We start from the raw sequence: 20,394 nt of genomic DNA, 5'->3' as shown, positions 1-20,394 counted from the left end.
CCTATGGTAGCGGCAGGCGCCTGTCATGGCTGCGTCTTTTCAGCGGCTTCCGGGGATTCTTGCGGGGTGTCTTCGGGCGGGGTGTCGCGCAGCAGGGCGGGCGGCGTCCACAATCCGTCCAGCAGCGCGGGTTCGGGCGCATAGACGCGCAGCAGCACGCTGACTGCGCCGGCTGCGGGCAGCGGCAGCCAGTTGGACTGTTCCTCGGGCGCGGGCGGCGCATGGCTGATGCGCAGGTCCAGCGAACCGTCGGCGTTGTACCGCAAAGGATCACGGTCGCCCAGCGCGTAGCGGTTCAGCGGATTGGCCGACGGCATGCCTTGCGCGTCGTAGGCCGCCAGCGACCACAGCGCCGCGGCGGGCGGCAGTTGGCCGCTTTCAAAATGCAGCGTGTAGCCGTGCGCGCCATCCAGCGGTGCGCCCTGGCTGTCGGCCGCCAGCAGCAGCACGCTCAGGTCTTCGGGCAGGCCCGCGCCTGGCTGCGCCTGCGCCGCCAGGGCGCGCCGCAGATAGGAATTGCCGTAGACGCCGATGCTGGCGGTTTCCTGGTGCCAGCCGTTGACGCTGCGCACCGTGGCGCCGGCCGCCGCCGTCATGCGCTCGCGCGCCGCCCGCAGGCCGCGGCGCAAACCCTGTTTGGCGGGATGGTCGAGCTGGGCGAAGTCGAACGGCCGGCCGGCGGCCAGCCCGGCACCGCGCAGCCTGGCCAGCACGGGCTGATCGGTGGCATGCGGCGGGTTCTTGCGCAGCAGCTCGGCCGCATATTCGAAGTAGGCGTCGGTCGGCATGGACTCGACCTGCTCGCGCACCGGGATGCGCAGATTCAGGGAGGGATCGGCCTTCGCCCGCTGCGCTTGCGCGGGCAGGTTCCATTGCGCCAGCGGCGTCAGCTGGAAGCCGTCTTGCAAGACGTGGACCGCTGGGTAGTCGGCGGGTCCATCCGCCTGGATCAGATTCTTGGCCCATACGTAGGCCGTGGGCGCGTCGATGCGCGCCATGCCCGAGGGCAGCACGCCGCTCCAGCCCGGCGGCACGATCACGGTATTGCCCTTGGCCGTGCCGGTGCTGCGCTTGCCCAGCGTGGCGAACACATCCGTCCACATGTCCAGCAGCGTCAGCGCATAGAGCCGGCCTTGGGTATCCGGCACCGACAGCACCACCGGCCCGGACGTCAGGTCCAGCCAGCCGACGCTGCGCAGCATGTCCGGATTGGCCCAGGGCGTGGCCGCGCCCGGCTGCGGCAGCGCCCGCGCATGCAGAAAGGTATTGGCCGGCGCGCCCTCGGCGCCGCGGGACGGGTGGGTGAACTGGCGGCGGGTCAGGTCCATCGTGACCAGCGGGTAGAAGTAGAGATAGCCTTCCATGCCCGCCTGGTGGGCGGCTTCGGTGGCGGCCGCGGCGGGAGTCAGGGCGGCCGGGGCCGCGCGGGTCAGCGTGGCTGGCGCGAGCGTGGCGGTGATGGACAAGGCCAGGGCAACAAGGCGGCGCATCGGCGCTCCTACGGTCATGCGGGAAAGAAGGCTGGCGGCGCGGCCTCCCCAAAAAAGGGAGGGTCGGCGGGCCAGTCCAGGCAGCCGCAGATGGTAGCAGCCGGCGGATCATCCAAAATCTGCGAAAACCTCCGATTTTGCCGCTAAATCTCAGACATAAGGAAGGTCGTCCTTAAGACGGGTCCCATGGCGTACCCGTCGCGCAAAGCCTATACTTGGAAAAATATCCTTGGAATTCGTAGGGCTTTTGCTTCGGCCAGCCAACGGCTTCCTTCATTTCACCCGGAGAGGAGTGTTTCATGGTCAACATGAATCGCCGCCAGTTCTTCAAGGTGACCGGTGCGACGCTGGCAGGCTCCAGCCTGGCTTTGCTGGGGGCAGCCCCCGGCACGGCCATGGCCGAAGTCCGCCAGTACAAGCTTGCGCGCATGACTGAAACGCGCAACACCTGTCCCTACTGTTCGGTCGCCTGTGGACTGCTGATGTACGGCTTGGGCGACGGCTCCAAGAACGCCCGCGCCAGCATCATGCACATCGAAGGCGACCCGGACCACCCCGTCAACCGCGGCACGCTCTGTCCGAAGGGCGCTGCCCTGATCGACTTCATCCATAGCCCCAACCGCCTGAAGTACCCGGAATACCGGGCGCCGGGTTCGGACAAGTGGGTGCGGATGTCGTGGGACGATGCCCTGACCCGCATCACCAAGCTCATGAAGGCGGACCGCGACGCGAACTTCGTCGAGAAGACCGCGGACGGCAAGACCGTCAACCGGTGGCTGACCACCGGCATGCTGGCGGCCTCCGCAAGCAGCAACGAGGTCGGCTACATCACGCACAAGACTGTGCGCAGCATGGGGATACTGGCATTCGATAACCAAGCCCGTGTCTGACATGGCCCGACGGTGGCAGGTCTTGCCCCGACGTTTGGCCGTGGAGCGATGACGAACCATTGGGTCGACATCAAGAACGCGGACGTAGTACTGATCATGGGCGGCAATGCCGCCGAGGCCCACCCTTGCGGGTTCAAATGGGTCACGGAAGCAAAAGCCCACAACAAGGCAAAGCTGATCGTCGTGGATCCGCGCTTTACGCGCTCGGCATCCGTGGCGGACTTCTACGCGCCCATACGCACCGGCACCGACATCATTTTCCTGGGCGGCGTCATCAAGTATCTGCTGGACAACGACAAGATCCAGCACGAGTACGTGCGCAACTACACGGACTTTTCCTTCATCGTGCGCGAGGACTTCGCGTTCGACGCGGGCCTGTATTCCGGCTACGACGCCGAGAAGCGCACATACGACAAGGCCAGCTGGGACTACGAGCGCGGCGACGACGGCTACGTCAAGACGGACCCGACGCTGGCGCATCCACGCACCGTCTACCAGCTGCTGAAGAAGCACTACTCGCGCTACACCGAGGACATGGTCGAGCGCGTCTGCGGCACGCCCAAGGACAAGTTCCTGAAGGTGTGCGAGATGCTGGCGTCCACCGCCACCACCAACCGCGCCGCGACCATCCTCTACGCGCTGGGCTGGACGCAGCACTCCATCGGTTCGCAGATCATCCGCACGGGCGCGATGGTGCAACTGCTGCTGGGCAACATCGGTATCGCCGGCGGCGGCATGAACGCGCTGCGCGGGCATTCGAACATCCAGGGCCTGACCGACCTGGGCCTGATGTCGAACCTGCTGCCCGGCTACATGACCCTGCCCAACGAGCCCGAGCAGGACTACGGCAAGTACATCGAGTCGCGCACGCAGAAGCCTCTGCGGCCCAACCAGCTGAGCTACTGGCAGAACTACAGCAAGTTCCACGTGAGCCTGATGAAGGCCTGGTGGGGCAAGTCCGCCACGGCCGAAAACAACTGGGCGTTCGACTACCTGCCCAAGCTGGACAAGCTCTACGACATGCTGCAAGTCTACGAGCTCATGAACCAGGGCAAGATGAACGGCTACCTCGCCCAGGGCTTCAACCCCCTGGCGGCCGCGCCCAACAAGGCCAAGCTGAACGCCGGGTTCGCCAAGCTGAAGTTCCTGGTCATCATGGACCCGCTGGTCACCGAGACCTCCGAGTTCTGGCGCAACGCGGGCGAGGCCAACGATGTGGATCCCTCCAAGATCCAGACCGAGGTCTTCCGCCTGCCCACCACCTGCTTCGCCGAGGAAGACGGCACGCTCGTCAACTCCGGCCGCTGGCTGCAATGGCACTGGAAGGGCGCCGAGCCTCCGGGCGAGGCCAAGAGCGACATCGAGATCATGGCGCTGCTGTTCACGCGCCTGCGCAAGATGTACCAGGACGAGGGCGGCAAGTATCCCGATCCCATCGTCAACCTGTCCTGGCCGTACTCCAATCCGCAGAATCCCACCGCGGAAGAACTGGCCAAGGAATACACGGGTAAGGCGCTGGTGGAGCTGACCGATCCCAAGGATCCTTCCAAGGTCACCCGCAAGGCCGGCGAGCAACTGGCCGGCTTCGCGGAACTGCGCGACGATGGCTCCACCATCAGCGGCTGCTGGATCTTCGCGGGCGCCTGGGGGCCTACCGGCAACCTGATGGCGCGGCGCGACAACAGCGACCCGACCGGTATCGGCCAGACCCTGAACTGGGCCTGGGCGTGGCCGGCCAACCGCCGCATCCTGTACAACCGCGCTTCCTGTGACGTGGCGGGCAAGCCGTTCGATCCGCGCCGCAGCCTGATCTCCTGGAACGGCAAGTTCTGGACCGGCGCCGACATCCCCGACTTCAAGGGCGACGAAAATCCGGACGGCGGCATGGGACCGTTCATCATGAACCCCGAGGGCGTGGCGCGCTTCTTCGCGCGGGCGGGCATGGCCGAAGGGCCGTTCCCCGAGCACTACGAACCCTTCGAGACGCCGCTGGGCTACAACCCGCTGTATCCGAAGGCCAAGGGCGTCACCAGCAACCCCGCCGCGCGGGTCTTCAAGGACGACCTGGCCGCGATGGGCACGGTGGACAAGTTCCCCTACGTGGCCACGACCTACCGCCTGACGGAGCACTTCCACTACTGGACCAAGCACGTCCGCATCAACGCGATCCTCCAGCCGGAGCAGTTCGTGGAAATCGGCGAGGCGCTGGCCAAGGAATTGGGCATCGCCAACGGTTCGCGCGTGAAGGTGTCGTCCAACCGCGGCTACATCAAGGCGGTGGCGCTGGTCACCAAGCGCCTGCGCGCGCTGACCATCGAGGGCAAGACGGTGCACCACGTGGGCATCCCCATCCATTGGGGCTTCGTGGGCCTGGCCAAGCCTGGCTTCCTCACCAACACCCTGACGCCGTTCGTGGGCGACGGGAATTCCCAGACGCCGGAATTCAAGTCGTTCCTGGTGCAGGTCGAGAAGGCCTAAGGAGACCGACATGTCCATGCAATCCCTAGACATCAAGCGGCGCTCCGCCACCACCACGCCGCCGCCGGGCATCCGCGAGCCCGTGACGGGCTCGGTGGCCAAGCTGATCGACGTCTCCAAGTGCATCGGCTGCAAGGCTTGCCAAAGCGCCTGTATGGAATGGAACGATCTGCGCGACGAGATCGGCACCAACGTGGGTGTCTACGACAACCCGGCCGACCTGACCGAGCATTCCTGGACCGTCATGCGCTTCTCCGAATACGAGAATCCGCAAGGCGACCTGGAATGGCTGATCCGCAAGGACGGCTGCATGCACTGCGAGGATCCGGGCTGCCTGAAGGCCTGTCCGTCGCCGGGCGCCATCATCCAGTACAACAACGGCATCGTGGATTTCCACGAAGAGAACTGCATCGGTTGTGGCTACTGCATCACCGGCTGCCCGTTCAACGTGCCGCGCATCTCCAAGAAGGACCACAAGGCGTACAAGTGCACCTTGTGTTCCGACCGCGTGGCCGTCGGCCAGGAGCCGGCCTGCGTCAAGGCGTGTCCTACCGGCGCCATCGTCTTCGGCACCAAGGAAGACATGACGCAGCACGCCGAGGAGCGGATCGTCGACCTCAAGTCGCGCGGCTTCGACAAGGCTGGCCTGTATGACCCGCAGGGCGTGGGCGGCACTCACGTCATGTACGTGTTGCATCACGCCGACCAGCCCGGGCTGTACCACGGGCTGCCCAAGGACCCGCAGATCAGCCCCATGGTCTCGCTGTGGAAGGGCCTGGCCAAACCTCTGGGCGTGGCCGCCATGGCCCTGACCGCGCTGGCGGGCTTCTTCCACTACGCCCGCGTTGGCCGCAACGAGGTGTCCGAGGAAGACGAACGCCGTGCCGAAGAGGAGGTGCGCCATGAGTGAAGACCGCCATTACCGCCGGATCAAGCGCTACACGCCGGGCGAGCGCACCAACCACTGGATCATCGCCTTCACGTTCATCCTGTTGGCGCTGTCCGGGCTGGCGCTGTTCCACCCGTCCATGTACTGGCTGAGCAACCTGTTCGGGGGCGGACCCTGGACGCGCATCCTGCATCCCTTCATCGGGGTGGTGATGTTCGCCTGCTTCGTCGTGTTCGCCGGCCACATGTGGCGGCACAACCTCATGACGAAGGCCGACCGCCAGTGGATGCGGCAATTGAACGACGTGGTCGAGAACCGCGAGGAAAAGCTGCCCGAAGTCGGCAAGTACAACGCCGGCCAGAAGCTGCTGTTCTACGTGCTGATCCTCTGCATGCTGGGCCTGTTCGTCAGCGGCATCGTGATCTGGCGCGAGTACTTCGCGTTCTACTTCCCGATCTGGGTCATCCGCGCCGCTTCGGTGGTGCATGCCGTCAGCGCGCTGGTGCTGATCTGCGCCATCATCGTGCACATCTACGCTGCCATTTGGGTCAAGGGTTCCCTGACCGCGATGCTGCGGGGGTATGTCACGGCGGGTTGGGCGTGGAAGCATCATCGCGCCTGGTTCCGCGAGCAAATCAGAAAATAGTGCAAAACGGAACGCGCAGTTTGCGCGTTCCCTCTGCGCTGCGGCAAATGGGGCTTTCTTGGCCCCCACGCACCCGCCCAACGGCTGCTATCCTTCTCCTTGAAGGCTGGCAGCCGTGTTTTTTTACTGGAGACGCAAGTGCAGCGAATTCTTCCGCGCGGCGAGATCGAAGCGCTAGATCACAACCGCATTCCCCAAGTCAGCCTGCCGGACCGCGCGTCGGTTTTCGCCACGCGCGCAGCCCGCTTGCGGCAACTGGCGGCGGATAGCCCGGTGGCCGACTACCTGCTGCTGATGGCGCATCTGGTCGACGCCCAGCATCGCGCCCTGCAGGGCTGCGCGGCGCCCGAGGCTTCCGAGGAGCGCATTTCGCTGGCGCAGGCGCATGGCATGCCGCCCCTGCAGGCCGTGGGCTGGCCGCGCGACCCCTTGTGGCGCAACATCCTGGGCCAGCTGCTGGACCATGTCGCCGGCGCCAAGGACGTGCCGGCCGAGGCCATCGAAGTCTGCGCCGGCCTGCGCCGTGCGCTGGCCGAGGATCCGGAGTCGCTGGAGGATCTGGCCGAGGCGGTGCTGTCAGAGCAGGACCAGGGCGTGGACGGCGCCGCGGCGCCCTTCGTGATGGCGGCCCTGCAAGTCTATTGGACCGATCTGGCCAGCCGTTTCGACGAAAAGCAGTTGCCCGTGGCCAGCCCCTTTGGCGTCTGTCCGGTGTGCGCCAGCCTGCCGGTGGCCAGCGTGGTGCGCGTGGGCGGGCAGTTCGAAGGCTACCGCTACCTGTGCTGCAGCCTGTGCGCGACCCAGTGGCACATGGTGCGGGTGAAATGCTCGCATTGCGAAGACGTGGAATCGGTGGCGTATCAGGCCATCGAGGGCCGTACGCCCGCCATCAAGGCGGAAACCTGCGACCACTGCCATACCTATCGCAAGATCTTCTACCAGGACAAGGACCTGCAGGTGGAGCCCGTGGCCGACGACCTGGCCAGCCTGATGCTGGACGTGCTGGTCGGCGAGGCGGGCTATTCGCGGGCCAGCGGCAATCCGTTGCTGTGGCACGGATCGGAGCCGGCGTCGGATCAGGGAGCAGAGCAGTAATGGCCGCACAAGCGCCCGAAGGCGGCGTGGCCGCGGTATCGGAGATCCCTTCGTTGGACCGGTTGCTGAATGCGCCGGCCATGCGCGCCGCGCTGGACGAGCACGGCCGCACCCAGGTGGTGGCGGCGCTGCGCCGGGATTTGGACGCGATGCGCGAACGCGCGCTGGCCGGCGGGCTGCCGCGCCAGGAGCTCGACGCCGACGCCGTGGCCGCGCGCGTGGCCGCGGCATTGGCCCGGACGGCCGAGCCGAAGCTGCGGGCCGTGTACAACCTGACCGGCACGGTGCTGCACACCAACCTGGGCCGGGCGCTGCTGCCCGACGAGGCGGTGGCCTCGGTGCTGCGCGCGCTCACCACCCCCGCCAACCTGGAGTTCGACCTGGACACCGGCGGGCGCGGCGACCGCGACGACCTGATCGACGAACTGTTGTGCGAACTGACGGGGGCCGAGGCCGCTACCGTCGTCAATAACAATGCGGCCGCCGTGCTGCTGATGCTCAACGCGCTGGCGGACCGGCGCGAAGTCGTGGTGTCCCGCGGCGAACTGGTCGAAATCGGCGGCGCGTTCCGCATTCCGGAGATCATGAAGCGCGCCGGGGCCAAGCTGGTCGAAGTTGGCACCACCAACCGCACCCATGCCGCCGACTACGAAAACGCCATCGGCCCGCGCACCGCCATGCTGATGAAGGTGCATTGCAGCAACTACGCGGTCACCGGTTTCACCAAGAGCGTGAGCGTCGCCGAGGTGGCGGCGCTGGCGCACGCGCGCGGCCTGCCCGCTACCGTGGACCTGGGCAGCGGCACGCTGGTCGATCTGACCCAGTTCGGCCTGCCCAAGGAAGACACCGTGCGCGAAACCATCGCGGCCGGCGCGGACCTGGTCACTTTCAGCGGCGACAAACTGCTGGGCGGGCCGCAGGCCGGCCTGCTGGTGGGCCGCAAGGACCTGATCCGCAAGATCAAGAAGAACCCGCTCAAGCGCGCCCTGCGCGTCAGCAAGCTGACGCTGGCGGCCTTGGAGCCGGTGTTGGGTCTGTACCGTGCGCCCGAGTTCCTGGCCCAGCGCTTGACCACCTTGCGCTTGTTGACCCGCCCGCAGCGCGACATCCAGCCGCAGGCCGAACGCCTGCGCGGCGTTCTGGCGCAGGCGGCGGGCGAACACTACGCGGTCGAGGCCGTACCCATGTTCAGCCAGATCGGCAGCGGCGCCCTGCCCGTGGACCAACTGCCCAGCTACGGCCTGGCCCTGCGCTACACCGGCAGCGGCCGCGCCGGACGGCACCTGGACAAGCTGGAGACGCAATTGCGCCGCCTGCCCGTGCCCGTGATCGGCCGCATTGCCGACGACGCCCTCTGGCTGGACCTGCGTTGCCTGGAAGCGCGCGACGAAGCGGCCTTCGCCGCGCAACTCGCGGAGCGCCTGGCGTGATCATCGGCACCGCAGGCCATATCGACCACGGCAAGACCACGCTGGTGCGGGCGCTGACCGGCGTCGATACCGACAGGCTCAAGGAAGAAAAGGCGCGCGGGATTTCCATCGAGCTGGGCTACGCCTACACCCCGCTGCCCAACGGCGACGTGCTGGGCTTCATCGACGTGCCGGGGCACGAGAAGCTTGTGCACACCATGGCGGCCGGCGCCAGCGGCATCGATTTCGGCCTGCTGGTGGTGGCGGCGGACGACGGCGTCATGCCGCAGACGCGCGAACACCTGGCGATCCTGGCTTTGCTGGGCGTGGAACGCGGCGCGGTGGCGTTGACCAAGACCGACCGCGCCGATGCCGCGAGATTGCAGGCAGTGCGCACGGAAATCGCCGAACTGTCCGCGGGCACCTTCTTGCAGAACGCCCCGCTGTACGCCGTATGCGCGGCGCAGGCCGACGACCCGGGCGTGGCGCAACTGAAGGCCTATCTGCACGCCGAGGCGCAAGCCCTGCGCCAGCGCGACAGCGCGGGCCTGTTCCGGCTGGCGGTCGATCGCGTGTTCACCCTGGCCGGCCATGGCACGGTGGTGACAGGCACGGCCCATGCCGGGCTGGCGCGCGCGGATGACGACGCTGCCGACTTGCGGCTGATGCCTGCCGGCACGCGCGTACGCGTGCGCAGCATCCATGCCCAGAACCAGGCCAGCGAAACCGGCGCGGCGGGCCAGCGCTGCGCCTTGAATCTCGCAGGCATGGACAAGAACGCCATCGCGCGCGGCGACTGGATCGCGGATGCGCGCTGCTTCCTGCCGTCGCGCCATGTCGACGTGGCGCTGACGCTGCTGGCATCCGCCGACGCGCCGGTGCGCGCCTGGGCGCCGCTGCATGTGCACATCGGCGCCGCGCGCCACGTGGCGCACGTGGTGCCGCTGAGCGCGGAATCGCTGGCGCCCGGACAGTCCGGCTGGGTGCAGCTGGTGTTCGACGATCCTGTTTGTGTCATGCCGGGCGACCGCTACATTGTGCGCAACGCGCAGGCCACGCGCACGGTCGGCGGCGGCCGGGTGCTGGATCCGAACGCCCCGGACCGCAAGCGCCGGTCCGCCGCGCGCATGCAGTGGTTGCAGGCGCTGGCGGCCATGCTGGACGGCGCCGGCCTGCATCCCGTGCTGGAGCATGCCGCGCTGGGGCTGGACGAAGACGCCTTGCAGCGCCTGACGGGCAAGCCCGTGAGCGAGATCCCTGCGCCGCCCGCAGCGGTGTGGCTGGAGGCGCGTACGCCGCAGGCGCCGCGCACCCTGATCCTGGCGGCGCATTGGGATGCGCTGCGCGCCCGCGTGGAGCAGGCGCTGGCTGCTTTCCATCAAGGCGCGCCCGACGAACCAGGCCCCGACGGTCCGCGTTTGCGCCGCATGGCCATGCCCGCCGGCCCGGATGCGTTGTGGCAGGCGGCGCTGGACGATCTGCAGCGCGATGGCCGCATCGTGCGCAATGGCCCCTGGCTGCACCTGCCGGGCCATAGCGCGACCTTGGCGCCCGAGGAATCGGCGCTGGCCGGGCGCGTGCTGCCGCTGCTGGCGGCCGGCGCCTTCGATCCGCCCTGGGTGCGCGATCTCGCCCGCACGCTGGGTGAGCCCGAAGACCGCATGCGGCAACTGCTGCGCAAGCTGTTGCGGCGCGGCGAAGTGGCCCAGGTGGTGAAGGACCTGTTCTATCATCGCGACCAGGTCGCGGCGCTGGCGGCGCTGGCGCAAGGCCTGGCGGCGCAGCCCGAGGGCTTGAACGCCGCCTCGTTCCGCGACGCCACCGGTCTGGGCAGGAAGCGCGCGATCCAGATCCTCGAGTTCTTCGACCGCGTGGGATATACCCGGCGCTTGCGCGATGCGCACGTGTTGCGCCAGGAAAGCGCCTACGGAAGCCCGCGGCAGGCGCAGTAACCGGTATCATGGGCGGCCACCGTGGAAGGCATTCGTGCCCGGTGGCACGGCTGGGCTTCAAACCCAGTTGGGGGCGTCAGACGTTCCCAGGTAGGTTCGACTCCTGCTGCCTTCCGCCATCTCTTGCGCGGCGCACTAAGCCCGCAGCATCCCCGTCACCACGCCGCCTACCCGGTCCGAGTTCCAGTCCAGCTGTCCCAGATGCCAATATCGGACGGATCCGCCGCGGTCCACCAGATAGTTGGCGGGCAGGCCGACCGCGTCCCATTGCTTTGACGCCGTGCTGTTCCTGTCGTGCAGCACGGTACCCGCGACCGGCCATTTCGCCAGAAAGGCGTTGATCCTGGCCGCCGAATCGCCGACGTTCACGGCCACCAGGCGCAGGCCTTCCTCGCGATGGCGTTTGGCCATGGCGGACATGATGGGGATTTCATCGCGGCAAGGGTCGCACGAGGTGGCCCAGAAGCTGACGATGATCACGTTGCCGCGCCAGGAGGCGAGTTTCTTCTCGCGGCCGGCCAGGTCGGGCAAGGCCAGCGGCGGCGTGGACGCGGTCCAGGGCGCCCAGTCCGGGCCGGTGGCCTTCTTGAGCGCATCGTCGCTGGCGGCCCGGGCATACCAGGGCAGGGCCGCCAGCGACAGGCCGGACTGCAGGAGTAGGCGGCGGCTGATCATGGCGGTCCCCGTGGGTGGACAGTAGGCGGGCTCAGATGGAAAGCGGCTTGGCGCTGAGCTTGTAGCTGAAGCTGGCGGGATCCAGGCTGTCCAGCCGTCCGTCCGAGGTTTCGCCGTTGGGGTACATCAGGAACGGCACGGGACCGTGGGTAGCGCCCGGCAGGACCACATCGTGGCCGTGGTTGTACGCCACCCAGTTCATTTCCCAGGCGCCGAACAGCATGACGCGCGCGGCGCGCACCTTGGGGTCGGTCAGCGGCAGTTCGCCGGGCGGCTCCTCCAGCATGACCTTGCGCACGTCGGCGGGGTCCACCGGCACCCAGCCGTAGCCAGCGGCATAGAACTCGGCGCGGCAGTGCTGCGCCTTGGTGACGTCGCCAGCCTTGCCCAGGCTTTTGTAGCCGAACTCGGAGTCCGCCACGCGCAGGCCGTAGGCGTCGCGGGCGGGTATGCCGGCGGCGCGGGCCAGCGCGACAAACAGGGAGTTGATGTCGGCGCACTTGCCGTTCAGATCGTTGGCCGTGAGCATGTAGCGCACGTCGCCCACGCCGCAGCCGCGGGTGGACGCGGTCCTACAGGTGTTCTCCACCACCCATTCGTAGATGGCGCGGGCCTGCGCCAGATCGCCGCGGTGGCCGCGCGTGATGCGGTCGGCGGTGCTCTTGACGATGCCGTCGGTGGGTAGCAGCGCGGTGGGCTGGAGGAACTCGCGCAGCGCGGCGGCGCTTTCGCGGGGGGCGTCGGCCGAGGGCGGCTGGCTCAGGTCCACGCGCCGGTTGCGGGTCTGGAAGCGGCTGGTGACCGTGACCTGGCGCGGCGCCTGCGCGTCAGGCCATTGCACGGCCAGCATCTGCACGCCGTAGCCGGGCGCCTGGGTCAGCTGGGCGACGCCGCCGCCGCTGACCTGCCAGGCGCTCTGTGCGCCGCGCTGGTAAGGGGTGTCCGTGGCGTAGGGAACCGGAATCCAGATGCGCGCGTGCGCGCCCGGATCCTGCACGGTGATGTCGGTGGTCAGTTCGAAGGCGCGCCATCCGGTGCTGACGGGGGCGAGTCCCGCGCGCGCCGCCCTGGGCAGGGTCGCGCTGGCGGCGCACAGGGCGCCCGAGAAACGGAGGAAATGTCGGCGATCCATGTAGCCCTCACTCACGGTGAAGATTGGCTGTCGGTGCGCCCGGGGCCGGGCGGCCGTCCGTTGCTGCGTGCTGCTGGATCATCATAGGGCCAATCCCGGGGGCGGTGCTATCCTTTTCCACTGACCTATGGAGATTGAGATGACCACCCAGGATGTTGCCAGCGCGGCGGTGCCGCGATTGACTTCGCTTTCGCACGGCGGCGGCTGCGGCTGCAAGATCGCGCCCGGCGTGCTGTCCGAGCTGCTCAAGCGCTTCGGCCCGGCGGTCAGCTACCCCGATCTGCTGGTGGGGACCGAGACGGCCGACGACGCGGCGGTCTACCGTCTGAACGACGAACAGGCGCTCATCGCCACCACCGATTTCTTCATGCCCATCGTCGACGACCCCTACGACTTCGGCCGCATCGCCGCGACCAACGCGCTGTCGGACGTTTACGCGATGGGCGGCACGCCCATCATGGCGCTGGCCATCGTGGGCATGCCGATCAACGTGCTGCCGCACAGCGTCATCGCCGACATCCTGCGCGGCGGCGAAGCCGTCTGCAAGGACGCCGGCATTCCGGTGGCCGGCGGCCACAGCATCGACTCCGTTGAACCCATCTATGGCCTGGCGGCGATGGGCCTGGTGCATCCCGCCCGCATCAAGCGCAACGCCGACGCGCGCGCCGGCGATGTGCTGATCCTGGGCAAGGCATTGGGCGTGGGCATTCTGTCGGCCGCGCTGAAGAAGAACCGGCTGGACGACGCCGGCTACCGCGCCATGATCACTGAGACCACCCGCTTGAACCGGCCCGGCCCGGCGCTGGCCGCCATGGAAGGCGTGCACGCCATCACCGACGTGACCGGCTTCGGCCTGTTGGGGCATGCGCTGGAAATGGCGCGCGGCGCGCAACTGACGGCGCATGTGCGGCGCGATGCGCTGCCCTGGCTGCCCGGCGTGCAGGCCTTTGCCGCGGACGGCGTCATCACCGGCGCGTCCGGCCGCAACTGGGCCTCCTATGGCGCGTCCGTGCGCCTGGGCGAGGGCGTGAGCGACACGGAGCGGGCCTTGTTGACCGATCCGCAGACCGCGGGCGGACTGCTGGTGGCCTGCTCGCCGGACGCCGCGCAGGCGGTGCTGGACCTGTTCCGCCAGCACGGCTTCGAGCAAGCGGCCGTCATCGGCGACATGCGGGCGGGCGAACCCGAAGTGCGCGTCGACTGAAGACCCCTGGCAGGCCTGGGCGCTAGCGCGCCTGGCCGGCGCGGCCCAATTCCTGCACCTGGTAGTTGATCTGCCAGTGCAGCAGCTCGGCGTAGGCGTTCAGGCGGACCTGCTCCGCCCATTGTTCCGCCGTCGCGTCCTGCTCCGCCTCCAGCGCCAGTCCCGATGGACCTGCCCAGGGCAGGATGCGGCCGGGTTTGCCCTGCCGGAACACCCCTTCATCGGTCAGCAGCACGTGCTTGTTGTTGAAGCCGAAACACCAGGCCGGATCGGGCTGGGCGGCCAGCAGGTCGCAGCCGCTGCGGAAGTAGGGAGTCTCCGGGAGGCTCAGGTGATACAGCGTGGGCAGGATGTCCTTGTGGCTGCCTACGCGCGCCGGGTCGTAACGCGCCTGTGTCCGGTAGGCCGGCGGCACATACAGGTAGAACGGCACGGCGCGCGCCAGCGCCGCGTCCTTCGGATCCTGATAGTCGATGCCCAGGATGTTGTGGTCGCCGGTCACGGCGACGATGGTCCGCGACGCGTAGTCCGATGCCTTCAGGCGCGTCAGGAAGCCCCCCAACTGATCGTTGGCGTAGCGCAGCGTGTCGAATGCGGCCGCCAGCGTGTCCCAGGTCTTGAAGTAGGGCAGGCTGGCCACATCGTCCAGGGGCAGGCCGCCGCGCTGGCCGCCATCGGGCACGATGAACGGAGGATGATGGGTGGTGGACAAGGCCACGATGAATAGCGGCTGGCCGTCCTGGGTGCCTTGCGCCAGCCGCTCTTCGATATAGCGGAACATGTACTCGTCGGGCACGCCCCAGGTTCCCGTCCGTGCTTGGGGATAACGCATTCTGAGGGTCTGCTGATCCACGAATTCATGCGCGCCCAGCTTGGTGGCGAAGACGCCGAGGTTGCGCCAGGTGGCGGCGCCGGAGGTGACGAAGACGACCCGGTAGCCGCGTTGCAGAAAGGGCGTGAAGGCGTTGCTGGCGAATGGCGTGTCCACCGCCGACGATTGGCCGACGGCGGCAATGGGGCTGCGCACCAGCAGCAGGCTCAAGGATTCTATGGTGCCGTTGCCTTCGGCCACGAAGCGCTCGAATACCCAGTCCTCGCGCCAGTGCGGACGCAGTGCGCCGAGCAGGTCGCGGTCGGGATTGTCATAAGCGTTCAGATGCGCGCCCATGCTCTCCATGACCTGCAGCACCACGTGGGGCGGTCTTGCGGCTGCCGCGGAGTTGGGTGCGGTTGTGGCCATGAATGGCCGCAGGCCGTTGTCCGGCCAGCCCAGAAAACGCTCGTAGAGCAAGCGCCCCTCGCGCAAGGTGACGGGTTCGAAGCGCTTGTCGTTGCCGCGGTCGGACAGGGCCCACGAAAAGGCCGAGACGCCATTGGGCGCGATGTCATTGAGCAGGCGCAGCGACGAGATGCTGGTGTCGTCCTTGTTGAGCGGAAACTTGCCTAGCGATCCTCTACAGGCCAGCACGGTGATGCCTATGATCAGCGCAAACCGCAACAGGCTGGGAATGAACGCGCGGCGCTTGAACCGCCTGCCTTGCACCCAGCCGCGCCAACGGCGGCCGAGCCACCAGGTCCCCGCCAGCACCGCCGCCAGCAGCAGGCCTGCCCGCGCCAACGGGTAGCCATGCCACAGGGTCATCAGGATGGCCTGGGTGTCGTCGTCCACCAGCCCGAACACGAAGATGTCGATGGAACGGGAAAATGTGGCGAAGTAGAAGACGCTGACGATCGTGATGGCCGCGAACAGCGTCGCCATGGCGGCGCCCAGTCCCGGCAGATGGCGCTGCCAACGCCGTTGCAGCCCGGGTCTGGCCGCCGCCGCCATGGACAGCAGCAGCAGCGCCGAACAGGCGATGCTGGCGACCTTGATGTCGAACAGCAGCCCTGTCGCCAGGCTGCGCCGCACGTCCTGCGGCAGCGCGTCATAAGTCCCCGGCGCGGCATAGCGCAGCAGCAGGTAGACGCGTCCGGCGCTTTGCGCCAGGACGCTGATCAGCCAAGGGGCCAGCAGGACCAGGAAGGATCGCTGAAAATTGACGAACCAGTCTTGCCACCCGAGCGCCGGACGGAAATGCCTAATCAACATCTTGGGAGCAGGGTTACGGATCAGCGCCGCAATCTACCGGAGCAACCATCCCAAGTTATGAAGATCTGTATAAATTTTGTAGCGCGGCGCCGCGCCTACGCGGTCAGGTCGCGCGCGGTGGCTTCGGCCTGTTCGATCAGCCAGCGTGTGACGACCTCGGCGTCCGGCGTGGCGCGGCGCGTATTGCGCACCAGCCAGTAGGCGTGCTCGGTGGCGCTGGCGGCCTGGCCGCCGACGGCCTCCAGCCGTTTGTCCGCCAGCATCGGCGCAATCAGCGCCAGCCGGCCCAGCGCGATGCCGTGGCCCGCCAGCGCCGCGTGCACGATCTGGTCGTACTGGTTGAAGCGCAGCATGCCCCGGGTGGGCACGCGGGCCAGGCCGCGCGCATTCAACCATTCCGACCATTGCAGCCAGGGACGCGTCGGGTCGTCGAATTCCAGCAGCACGTGGCGTTGCAGTTCCTCGGCATCCAGCAGGCGGGCCTTGAGCGAGGGGTGGGCCACCGGCACCACGGCCTCGCCGAACAGCCAGGTTGCGCTGTCCGGCACGCCGTCGCGCAGGCTGTAGCGGATGGCGATGTCCACGCTTTCGCGGTCAATGTCGATCAGCCGGTTGTCGGCCGCCACGCGCACGTCGATGTGCGGATGCGCCGCCTGGAAGTCCCCCAGCCGCGGCAGCAGCCACAGCGAGGCCACGCCTATGGTCGTGGTCACGGTAACGGGCGTGCGGCGCTCGGGGGCGCGCAGCTGCTCGGTCAGGTCGCCCAGCTGGCTCAGCCATACGTCGGCCATGCGGAACAGCTGTGCGCCCTCGGAGGTGAACGACACGCTGCGGAATCCGCGCACCAGCAGGGGCACGCCCAGGTGGGCCTCCAGCGCCCGGATCTGGCGGCTCACGGCCGACTGGGTCACATGCAGATCCTGCGCGGCCAGGGTGATGCTCATGCGGCGGCCCACGGCCACGAAGCCTCGGACCAGATCAAGCGGCGGGAGTTTGGCCAGCGGATATGGCATTCGTAAAACTCATGCGTGTCGGACGGAAATGTCGCTTGAGCAATAGTACCTCCAGGGCGTTCAATAGGACTCAGACGACGGGTGTAGGGCGCATAGCCCCGCCATCCGCCGCGATCGCCGCCGCCGCGGCCCAGGGGTACGCCATGATCCAGGTATGTTGCACTGCGGGAATGTCATTTCGTCTGGCCGGCGGCTCGACTATGCTGCTCAAGCGCGCCTCGGGCGTCCGCATCGTGTGTCACGCCGGCACCTTGTGGCTGTCCGAATATCAGCGTTTCGATGACAGCGTGCTTCAAGCCGGTGATTCCATCACCGTCGGCAGCGATCGCGATGTCGTTCTCAGCGGCCTGCCGGATGCGCAGGTCGCGCTAATTTCGTAGCAGCTTGTCCCGGAGCTCCAGTCATGACCGCGCCCCTGCCCGATACGCCCCGCATCGAGATGTGGTTCGATTTCGCCAGCCCGTACAGCTATCTGGCCATCGAACGCGTCGACTCCCTGGCGCAAGAGGCCGGGGTCCGGGTGGATCTGCGGCCGTTCCTGCTGGGTCCGATCTTCCAGGCCCAGGGCTGGAACGACACGCCGTTCCGGCTGTTTCCGGGCAAGGGCGCCTACATGATGCGCGACATTGCCCGCCTGGCTGAAAAGTACGGCCTGGTCTACAACCGTCCGCGCCTGTTTCCGCGCATGAGCGTGCTGCCCGCGCGCATCGCGCTGCTGGGGCAGGACGAGCCCTGGGGCCGCGATTTCTGCGTGGCCGTGTTCCGCGCCAATTTCCAGCACGACCTGGACATCCAGTCCGAGGACGTCGTGCATGGGCTGCTGACGGACCTGGGGCTGGACGCCGCCGCCTTGATCGCCCGTGGCAAGTCCGAAGCCGCCAAAGAGGCGCTGCGCCGCCAGGTCGACCGTGCCCGCAACCTGGGCCTGTTCGGCGCGCCCACATTCTTTGTGGACGGCGAGATGTTCTGGGGCAACGACCGCCTCGAAGATGCGCTGGAATGGACCCGCCGCGCGGCGCCCGCCAGCGCCTGGAGCACATCGGCCGCGCGCACTTGAGCGCTGCCCAAGCAAGTTTTTTCGTCAACGCAACTTCAGCAATGAAAAACGCCAGCAGTGCCTATCGCGGCGCGCCCATGCCGGGCGGCCGTTCGTTCACGCAGTTCCGCGCCGCGCGCATCCGGCGCGTGTCGTTCCAGTGGAAACAGGCTGCCGATGCCGGCACGCCGGACAAGGGCGGTCCGCAAGGCGGGCCGCGGGGGCGCTAGGACCCCGCGCGACCAGCCGGCTAGGGGCTCAGCCCTTGCTGACGGGCGCCACCCGCGCCCACTCCTCGTCCGAGTACAGCCGCGAGCGCAGCAGGAAGCGCTTGCCTTCCGCGCTGTCCAGCGAGAACGCGCCGCCGCGGCCGGGCACGGCGTCGATGATCAGCTGGGTGTGCTCCCAGTACGCGAACTGGTCCTCGCCCATGTAGAACGGGCAACCTTCCAGTTCGCCCAGCAGCACATCCGATCCGCCCACCATGAATTCGCCCTGGGCATAGCACATGGGCGAACTGCCATCGCAGCAGCCGCCGGACTGGTGGAACATCAGCGGGCCGTGCTTGGCCCGCAGCGTTTCGATCAGGCTGCGCGCCTCGTCGGTGGCGACCACGCGCGGCGTTTGCTCTGCCATGTCAGGCTCCTTTGAGGCGCGCCGGGCCTCGCGGCCCGGCGCCGGCACACAACCGGGTCAGAAGAAACCCAGCTTCTTCGGCGAGTAGCTCACCAGCAGGTTCTTGGTCTGCTGATAGTGGTTGAGCATCATCTTGTGGTTCTCGCGCCCGATGCCCGATTGCTTGTAGCCGCCAAACGCCGCATGCGCAGGATAGGCGTGATAGCAGTTGGTCCACACGCGGCCCGCCTTGATGGCACGTCCCATGCGATAGCAGGTGTTGGCGTCGCGCGACCACACGCCCGCGCCCAGGCCGTAGAGCGTGTCGTTGGCCAGGGCCAGCGCGTCGTCGGCATCCTTGAAGGTCGTCACGGCCACCACCGGCCCGAAGATTTCCTCCTGGAACACGCGCATCTTGTTGTGGCCCTTGAACACCGTGGGCTGCACGTAATAGCCGCCTTCCAGCGCGCCCTGCATCTGCGCGCGCGAGCCGCCGGCCAGCACGTCGGCGCCTTCCTGCTTGCCGATGTCCAGGTACGACAGGATCTTCTCCAGCTGCTCGGTGGACGCCTGCGCGCCCAGCATGGTGTCCGCGTCCAGCGGATTGCCCTGCTTGATCTCGGCCACGCGCTTGAGGGCGCGTTCCATGAACTTGTCGTACAGGGATTCCTGGATCAGCGCGCGGCTGGGGCAGGTGCAGACCTCGCCCTGGTTCAGCGCGAACATGACGAAGCCTTCGATCGCCTTGTCGAGGAAGTCATCGTCCTGCGCGGCCACGTCGGCGAAGAAGATGTTGGGCGATTTGCCGCCCAGTTCCAGCGTGACCGGAATGATGTTCTGCGAGGCGTACTGCATGATGAGGCGGCCGGTGGTGGTCTCGCCGGTGAAGGCGATCTTGGCGATGCGCTTGTTCGAGGCCAGCGGCTTGCCCGCTTCCAGGCCGAAGCCCGTGACCACGTTCACCACGCCCGGGGGCAGGATGTCGCCGATCAGTTCCATCAGCAGCAGGATGCCCAGCGGCGTCTGCTCGGCGGGCTTGAGCACCACGCAGTTGCCCGCGGCCAGGGCCGGCGCCAGCTTCCACGCGGCCATCAGGATGGGGAAGTTCCACGGAATGATCTGGCCCACCACGCCCAGCGGTTCGTTGAAGTGATAGGCCACGGTGTCGTGGTCGATCTCGGACAGCGAGCCTTCCTGGCTGCGGATGCAAGAGGCGAAATAGCGGAAGTGGTCGATCGCCAGCGGGATGTCGGCGGCGCGCGCTTCGCGGATGGGCTTGCCGTTGTCCCAGGTTTCGGCCGTGGCCAGGCGCTCCAGGTTCGCCTCCATCACGTCGGCGATCTGCATCAGCATGCGGGCGCGCTGCGCGGCCGGGGTCGCTCCCCATTTCGGCGCGGCGCGATGCGCGGCGTCCAGCGCCAGCTCGATGTCGCGCTCCTTGGAGCGGGCATTGCGCGTCAGCACCTGGCCCGTGACCGGCGTGACGTTGTCGAAGTATTCGCCGTCGGAGGGCTTCTGCCATTTGCCGTCGATGAAATTGTCGTACTGGGTCTTCAGGTCCAGGCGCGTGCCGTAGGAGTCGGGGGTGATGCGGGTCGCGATGTCCATGCTTGTCTCCGGTATTGTGGGGGTGCGGCAGTCGGCTGCCTGTCCTTTATCAAGCAAGGAGCGTGCCAGTCGGTGCTTCCCCGCTGGACAGCCCGCGGCTTGCATGCGAAAGTAGGTTTCCAAAATGGGGCGACGTGCAGCAATGCCCCAGAGGGCCGGCCCGCCGCCGGGCC

General features: G+C 67.5%; 17 protein-coding genes and 1 tRNA gene. 11 read left to right on the top strand and 7 right to left on the bottom strand.

Annotated elements, in window-relative coordinates; translation table 11 throughout:
- Positions 1-23 precede the first annotated feature (23 nt).
- Positions 24-1,490 (bottom strand): DUF1254 domain-containing protein, encoded by a 1,467-nt coding sequence (locus ACM1PE_RS27380; protein WP_059377138.1) that lies wholly within the window; start codon positions 1,488-1,490, stop codon positions 24-26.
- A gap of 299 nt (positions 1,491-1,789) precedes the next feature.
- Here ACM1PE_RS27380 and fdnG point away from each other — a divergent pair, with 299 nt between their 5' ends.
- The 7 genes from fdnG (at position 1,790) to ACM1PE_RS27345 (ending at position 10,968) form a co-directional block, all read left to right on the top strand.
- Entirely contained in the window at positions 1,790-4,858 is a 3,069-nt protein-coding gene (gene fdnG, locus ACM1PE_RS27375) for a formate dehydrogenase-N subunit alpha (protein WP_306634956.1), read from the top strand.
- 10 nt (positions 4,859-4,868) lie between these two features.
- Entirely contained in the window at positions 4,869-5,768 is a 900-nt protein-coding gene (gene fdxH, locus ACM1PE_RS27370; RefSeq protein ID WP_054455293.1) for a formate dehydrogenase subunit beta, read from the top strand.
- Entirely contained in the window at positions 5,761-6,393 is a 633-nt protein-coding gene (locus ACM1PE_RS27365; protein WP_059377141.1) for a formate dehydrogenase subunit gamma, read from the top strand. The genes fdxH and ACM1PE_RS27365 overlap by 8 nt, the downstream gene beginning before the upstream one ends.
- A 138-nt stretch (positions 6,394-6,531) precedes the next feature.
- Positions 6,532-7,488, top strand: coding sequence for a formate dehydrogenase accessory protein FdhE (gene fdhE, locus ACM1PE_RS27360; RefSeq protein ID WP_251878620.1), 957 nt, complete (start codon positions 6,532-6,534; stop codon positions 7,486-7,488).
- Positions 7,488-8,918, top strand: a complete 1,431-nt coding sequence (gene selA, locus ACM1PE_RS27355) for an L-seryl-tRNA(Sec) selenium transferase (RefSeq protein WP_419341587.1) — start codon at positions 7,488-7,490, stop codon at positions 8,916-8,918. Before fdhE ends, selA begins: the two co-directional genes overlap by 1 nt.
- Complete coding sequence (gene selB / locus ACM1PE_RS27350) at positions 8,915-10,849, top strand: selenocysteine-specific translation elongation factor (protein ID WP_251878622.1); 1,935 nt, start codon at positions 8,915-8,917, stop codon at positions 10,847-10,849. The genes selA and selB overlap by 4 nt, the downstream gene beginning before the upstream one ends.
- 23 nt (positions 10,850-10,872) lie before the next feature.
- Positions 10,873-10,968: transfer RNA gene (locus tag ACM1PE_RS27345), tRNA-Sec, on the top strand.
- 16 nt (positions 10,969-10,984) lie between these two features.
- Here the strand turns inward: ACM1PE_RS27345 and ACM1PE_RS27340 are convergent.
- Together ACM1PE_RS27340 and ACM1PE_RS27335 are read right to left on the bottom strand one after the other, a co-directional pair.
- Positions 10,985-11,524: a TlpA disulfide reductase family protein gene (locus tag ACM1PE_RS27340; RefSeq protein ID WP_251878624.1), complete on the bottom strand. Its 540-nt coding sequence runs from the start codon at positions 11,522-11,524 to the stop codon at positions 10,985-10,987.
- 31 nt (positions 11,525-11,555) lie between these two features.
- Complete coding sequence (locus tag ACM1PE_RS27335; protein WP_059377152.1) at positions 11,556-12,656, bottom strand: transglutaminase-like domain-containing protein; 1,101 nt, start codon at positions 12,654-12,656, stop codon at positions 11,556-11,558.
- A 139-nt stretch (positions 12,657-12,795) separates the two neighbouring features.
- Here ACM1PE_RS27335 and selD point away from each other — a divergent pair, with 139 nt between their 5' ends.
- Entirely contained in the window at positions 12,796-13,860 is a 1,065-nt protein-coding gene (selD, locus tag ACM1PE_RS27330) for a selenide, water dikinase SelD (RefSeq protein ID WP_059377154.1), read from the top strand.
- Positions 13,861-13,882: 22 nt separating this feature from the next.
- Here selD and ACM1PE_RS27325 read toward each other — a convergent pair whose 3' ends face one another.
- Together ACM1PE_RS27325 and ACM1PE_RS27320 are read right to left on the bottom strand one after the other, a co-directional pair.
- Positions 13,883-15,949 (bottom strand): LTA synthase family protein, encoded by a 2,067-nt coding sequence (locus ACM1PE_RS27325; RefSeq protein WP_419341585.1) that lies wholly within the window; start codon positions 15,947-15,949, stop codon positions 13,883-13,885.
- Between the two features lie 95 nt (positions 15,950-16,044).
- The gene (locus ACM1PE_RS27320; protein ID WP_118932347.1) at positions 16,045-16,962 is read right to left on the bottom strand and encodes a LysR substrate-binding domain-containing protein; all 918 of its coding nucleotides are present in this window, start codon (positions 16,960-16,962) and stop codon (positions 16,045-16,047) included.
- 143 nt (positions 16,963-17,105) lie between these two features.
- Between ACM1PE_RS27320 and ACM1PE_RS27315 the strand changes: the two genes are divergently transcribed.
- The 3 genes from ACM1PE_RS27315 to ACM1PE_RS27305 are packed head-to-tail and all read left to right on the top strand — an operon-like array spanning position 17,106 to position 18,228.
- Entirely contained in the window at positions 17,106-17,342 is a 237-nt protein-coding gene (locus tag ACM1PE_RS27315) for a DUF2917 domain-containing protein (protein WP_059377636.1), read from the top strand.
- Between the two features lie 23 nt (positions 17,343-17,365).
- Positions 17,366-18,019: a 2-hydroxychromene-2-carboxylate isomerase gene (locus ACM1PE_RS27310; protein ID WP_419341584.1), complete on the top strand. Its 654-nt coding sequence runs from the start codon at positions 17,366-17,368 to the stop codon at positions 18,017-18,019.
- A gap of 41 nt (positions 18,020-18,060) precedes the next feature.
- Entirely contained in the window at positions 18,061-18,228 is a 168-nt protein-coding gene (locus ACM1PE_RS27305; protein WP_419341583.1) for a hypothetical protein, read from the top strand.
- Positions 18,229-18,256: 28 nt separating this feature from the next.
- Here the strand turns inward: ACM1PE_RS27305 and ACM1PE_RS27300 are convergent, their stop codons facing one another.
- Together ACM1PE_RS27300 and adh are read right to left on the bottom strand one after the other, a co-directional pair.
- Positions 18,257-18,634 (bottom strand): DUF779 domain-containing protein, encoded by a 378-nt coding sequence (locus tag ACM1PE_RS27300; protein ID WP_054455269.1) that lies wholly within the window; start codon positions 18,632-18,634, stop codon positions 18,257-18,259.
- 57 nt (positions 18,635-18,691) lie between these two features.
- Entirely contained in the window at positions 18,692-20,221 is a 1,530-nt protein-coding gene (gene adh / locus ACM1PE_RS27295) for an aldehyde dehydrogenase (RefSeq protein WP_059377164.1), read from the bottom strand.
- Between the last annotated feature and the right edge of the window lie 173 nt (positions 20,222-20,394).

The organism is Achromobacter sp. PD1 (genome assembly GCF_048541815.1).
Taxonomy (GTDB): Bacteria; Pseudomonadota; Gammaproteobacteria; order Burkholderiales; family Burkholderiaceae_B; genus Achromobacter; species Achromobacter bronchisepticus_A.
This window is presented reverse-complemented; position numbering and strand designations above follow the sequence as displayed.